Origin of the sequence: Salinivibrio sp. PR919 (genome assembly GCF_001995355.1) — a bacterium.
In the GTDB taxonomy this organism is placed as follows: Bacteria; Pseudomonadota; Gammaproteobacteria; order Enterobacterales; family Vibrionaceae; genus Salinivibrio; species Salinivibrio proteolyticus.
Window position 1 is genome coordinate 1 of the sequence record NZ_MUFL01000134.1, and the last position, 4,687, is coordinate 4,687.

The 4,687-nt window shown below is 48.8% G+C and carries 4 protein-coding genes; all 4 read left to right on the plus strand.

Features of this window, described 5'->3' with window-relative positions; all coding sequences use genetic code 11:
* The first annotated feature begins 162 nt into the window (after positions 1–162).
* The gene (locus BZG83_RS15860; protein WP_077481991.1) at positions 163–651 is read left to right on the plus strand and encodes a restriction endonuclease subunit S; all 489 of its coding nucleotides are present in this window, start codon (positions 163–165) and stop codon (positions 649–651) included.
* A gap of 58 nt (positions 652–709) precedes the next feature.
* The gene (locus tag BZG83_RS15865; protein WP_077481993.1) at positions 710–3,934 is read left to right on the plus strand and encodes a type I restriction endonuclease subunit R; all 3,225 of its coding nucleotides are present in this window, start codon (positions 710–712) and stop codon (positions 3,932–3,934) included.
* Between the two features lie 149 nt (positions 3,935–4,083).
* Positions 4,084–4,347 (plus strand): hypothetical protein, encoded by a 264-nt coding sequence (locus BZG83_RS15870; RefSeq protein ID WP_077481995.1) that lies wholly within the window; start codon positions 4,084–4,086, stop codon positions 4,345–4,347.
* A 129-nt stretch (positions 4,348–4,476) separates the two neighbouring features.
* Positions 4,477–4,687 (plus strand): hypothetical protein (locus tag BZG83_RS16945; RefSeq protein ID WP_206744376.1); only part of this gene is annotated, 211 nt, incomplete at its 3' end.

Genomic DNA, 4,687 nt, shown 5'->3' on the forward strand with positions numbered 1-4,687 from the left:
AAATATCAGCTTAGATAACTATATTTCTACTGAAAACATGCTGCCTGAAAAGAAAGGTATAACCTCAGCATCCAAGCTTCCTACAGCTAAAACAGTAGCTGCATACAAGCCTGGCAATATATTAAAAATATCAGCTTAGATAACTATATTTCTACTGAAAACATGCTGCCTGAAAAGAAAGGTATAACCTCAGCATCCAAGCTTCCTACAGCTAAAACAGTAGCTGCATACAAGCCTGGCAATATATTAATTTCTAATATTCGCCCCTACTTCAAAAAGATTTGGCTAGCCGAGCGCTGCGGGGGACGTTCTAACGATATTCTAGGTTTTGAATCTATCAGTCCAACTACCACTCTATATCTTATGAACTTGCTCTCTCAGGACAAGTTTTTCGAGTACATGACCAGAACTTCTAAAGGCGCAAAAATGCCACGAGGAGACAAAACTGCAATTATGAACTGGAGTTTAGTTATTCCACCAATTCAATTGCGGCAAACCTTTTCCAGTGTTGTGGAACAGTTTTACGAGTTAATCCCAAAAAATAATTTACAAAACGGAAGCTTAGTGGCGCTTCGCGACACCCTGCTACCCAAACTACTCTCCGGCGAATTACCGTTGGAACAGGCAGAAAAACTGGCAGAGGTTAGCTAAACGCTAATGAGGCTGCGCAATCACAGCGAGTGAGATAAAGAATAAAAAGGAATAGCGGATGATTACCGAAGACCAGCTGGAGCAGCTCTGCCTCGATTGGTTTAAAACACTGGGCTATCAATACGCGCTTGGTTACGATATCGCCCCTGACGGCGACCGCCCTGAGCGCGATGACTACCACCAAGTCACCTTAAAAGGGCGGCTGCTTAACGCCCTTTCCGCGCTGAACCCACAGGTGCCGCATGACACCTTGGTGGCAGTAGCCAAAACCGTCTCCACCCCAGATTCACCAGTGCTGATTAAAAGTAACAAAACCTTCCATCACTATGTGATTGAAGGCGTGCCAGTGGAATACAGTGTATGGCAAGACGGCAAACAGACCACCAAACATGATCGTGTCAGGCTGATTGACTTCACCCATCCCGATAACAATGACTGGTTAGTAGTGAATCAGTTCACCCTCACGGGCACGAAAGGCAATCGTCGTCCTGATGTGGTGGTCTTTATTAACGGCCTGCCTATCGCGGTGATTGAGCTCAAAAATCCTGCCGACGAACACGCTGATATTTGGAAAGCTTACAACCAAATTCAAACTTACAAAGACGAGCTTAGTGACTTATTTATATTTAACGAAGCCCTGGTGATCTCAGATGGGACGAGGGCACGGGTTGGCTCGCTAACCGCAAACCAAGAACGCTTTTTACCTTGGCGCACCATTGCCAGCGAAGACGACAAACCCCTCAATGAGTTTGAGCTCGAAACCCTGATCCGTGGCTTTTTCAATCGCGCCCTACTGCTCGACTATATCCGCTATTTTGTCCTGTTTGAGCAAAGCGGCGACACCACCATTAAGAAAATTGCCGGTTATCATCAATTCCATGCCGTGCGCGAGGCCGTCAAAGCAACAGTTATTGCCGCCAACACCACCAACCAAGTGGCAGAGCCGCGCGCCAACTATGCCAATACCGTTAAGCCTGGCAGTAAAAAGGCGGGTGTGGTGTGGCATACCCAAGGTAGCGGTAAAAGCATTTCGATGGTGTGTTATGCCAGCAAGCTGTTACAACAGCCAGAGATGAACAACCCTACCTTGGTAGTGGTCACCGACCGTAACGATCTGGACGGTCAGCTGTTTAACACCTTTACCATGGCGCAAGACACCCTCAAGCAATTGCCACAGCAAGCCGAGGATCGAGAGTCCCTGCGCGATTTACTCGCCAGTCGCCAATCAGGTGGGATCATTTTCACCACCGTGCAAAAGTTTTCGTTGCAGGACGATGAGTCGTTTCACCCTCAGTTATCGCAGCGTGGCAATATTGTGGTGGTCTCTGATGAAGCGCACCGCAGCCAATACGGCAACAAAGCAAAACTTCGCGAAGTAAGAGACGCTAATGGGCAAGTGGTAGATCACCGCTATGTGTATGGCTACTCACAATACATGCGCGATGCGCTGCCGAATGCCTCTTTTATTGGCTTTACCGGCACGCCTATTTCGCAAGACGACAAAGACACTCGCGGTGTGTTTGGGGATTACGTCTCGATTTATGATATTCAAGATGCGGTCGAAGATGGCGCTACCGTGCCCATTTACTATGAGTCCCGCCTTGCCAAACTAGACATTAACCAAGACGACATCGAAGCGCTGAATGAGCAAGTCGATGAAGAAATCGGCGAAGACGAAGAGCTCAGCACCCGCGAGAAGCTAAAATCTACGTGGTCAGCACTCGAAAAACTGGTGGGTGCCGCGCCCCGCATTGAACAAGTGGCGGCTGATTTAGTCGAGCACTTTACCACCCGCACCGCGACGTTCCCCGGTAAAGCGATGATCGTAGGGATGAGCCGCGAAATCTGTGTTGATCTTTACAACGCGATTGTTGCAAACAAGCCCGAGTGGCACGACCCTGACCCGCACAAGGGCGCGATAAAAATCGTGATGACGGGCAGCGCGTCGGATAAAGAAAAGATGCAGCCCCACATCTACGATAAGAAAACCAAGAAGCTGTTTGAGAAGCGCTTTAAAGACGTGGACGATGAGCTGCAATTGGTGATCGTGCGCGATATGTGGCTGACCGGCTTTGATGCCCCCTGCTGCCATACCATGTATGTTGATAAACCGATGAAAGGCCACAACCTGATGCAGGCGATCGCGCGGGTCAATCGGGTGTTTAAAGACAAACCCGGCGGGCTGGTCGTGGACTATATCGGCATTGCTAACGAACTGAAAAACGCGCTAAAAACCTACACCAATAGCCAAGGTAAGGGCAAACCCACCGTCGATACCGCCGAAGCCTTCGCGGTGTTGATGGAAAAAATCGATGTGGTCCGCGGTATGTTTGCCACTCCCGTTGATGGTGAGGTGTTCCACTACCGCCCAGACTTTGAAACCCAAGCTATTCGCCTACTGCCCGGCGCGCTGAACCATATCGCGGGCCTGTCGCACCGCAACAGCAAAGGGGAAGAAGTCCGCGACGGCAAACGCCGCTATCTCGATACCATGGCCGCACTGATGAAGGCATATTCCCTGTGTAATACGCTGGATGAAGTAGAGGGGTATAAAAACGAAATCGCCTTTTACGGTGCCATTAAGACGGCCTTTTTGAAGCACTCCACCGTGGATAAGAAGCGCAGCGACGAAAGCCGCAACTCCGCACTGCGTCAGATCCTTGATAACGCCATTGTCGCAGACGGGGTCGATGACATATTCAGCACCGTGGGGCTGGAAAAGCCCAACATTGGCCTGCTGTCGGAAGAGTTCTTGGAAGAGGTGAAAGATCTCAAAGAGAAGAACCTTGCGGTTGATCTGCTAGAGCGACTCTTACGTGATGAAGTGAAAGCGCGGATGAAAAACGATGTGGTACAAGAGAAAAAGTACTCCGACCGCATTATGTCAACGCTGCAAAAGTACCATAACCGCAGCATTGAAACCGCGCAGGTGATTGAAGAGCTGATCCGCTGGGCCAAAGAGATGCAAGCCGACGCCAGCATGATGGACGAGCTGGATCTTAATGTAGACGAAATCGCTTTCTATCGCGCACTGGTCGTGAACGAGTCATCGGTGCGTGAGCTTGGCAATGATACGCTCCGGAAATTAGCAATTGAGCTAACCCGCCAGTTACGAAAATCAGCAACGGTTGATTGGCAAAAGCGCGACAGTGTGCGCGCACGCATGCGCAATATTGTCCGCCGCCTACTCCGCCGCTGGAAGTATCCGCCTGATAAAGCCGAAGAAGCCACCAAGCTGGTCTTGGAGCAAGCCGAGGCATTAGCAGACGGTTGGTATAGTTAACGGAAGAGAAACCGGCCAATATGCATTCCCACGCAGGAGCGTGGGAACGAGTGATGCATCAGCTTCGGTATGCATTCCCACGCCGGAGCGCGGGAGTCTTCACGGTGTGCGTGGCCGCAGCCAAAAACTAGAATTAAAGATGTTGGTTTATGGATAACAAGGCACTAAGGATTTTTTTCCTAACCCTATTAGCGGTTTCAACCAATGGAGCAGCTCAAGGTAGGGCGACATACCCTGAAAACAAAGAGTTATTACTTGGTAGATACGCAGGTAAAGAACTTGTTATTAACCGGATTACGCCAAACTTTGCTGTTATGTACGATATATCAAGCTTTAGGATATATGGTCATGATTTTACAATAGATAAGCATACTCGCTATTACGGCAAATCAGGTATGGCAGACTACTCTTAGATCATTACTGAAAACGTGAATTGCCGGGACGGATTTATATCAAATTCATCTCTGGGATTTTATGCGACTTACTCATTAGATATGCAAGTAGAATTTAACGCTCCTAGTTTGCCTAAGAGTGAGGAGCCGTTGGGTCGATTTGAACAAGATACGTGCAGACTACTCTCAGATACTGGATTTAAGTCAGCTGGACTAAGCCAACATGAGGGATTAGAACAGTATAAAAGTGCCATGCTTGAGTTTAGCGTGAAAATGTTTGAATTAGCTCCGCCTAGCGTATTCGCTATACCTGATCTTATTAATAATCCGTTGGGGGTAGCACAAGGAAACGACGCGATAC

Bases quoted from the DNA above. Each gene is read 5' to 3' on its own strand.
- BZG83_RS15870 (WP_077481995.1), top strand. From the start codon at position 4,084: ATGGATAACAAGGCACTAAGGATTTTTTTCCTAACCCTATTAGCGGTT.
- BZG83_RS15865 (WP_077481993.1), top strand. From the start codon at position 710: ATGATTACCGAAGACCAGCTGGAGCAGCTCTGCCTCGATTGGTTTAAA.
- BZG83_RS15860 (WP_077481991.1), top strand. From the start codon at position 163: ATGCTGCCTGAAAAGAAAGGTATAACCTCAGCATCCAAGCTTCCTACA.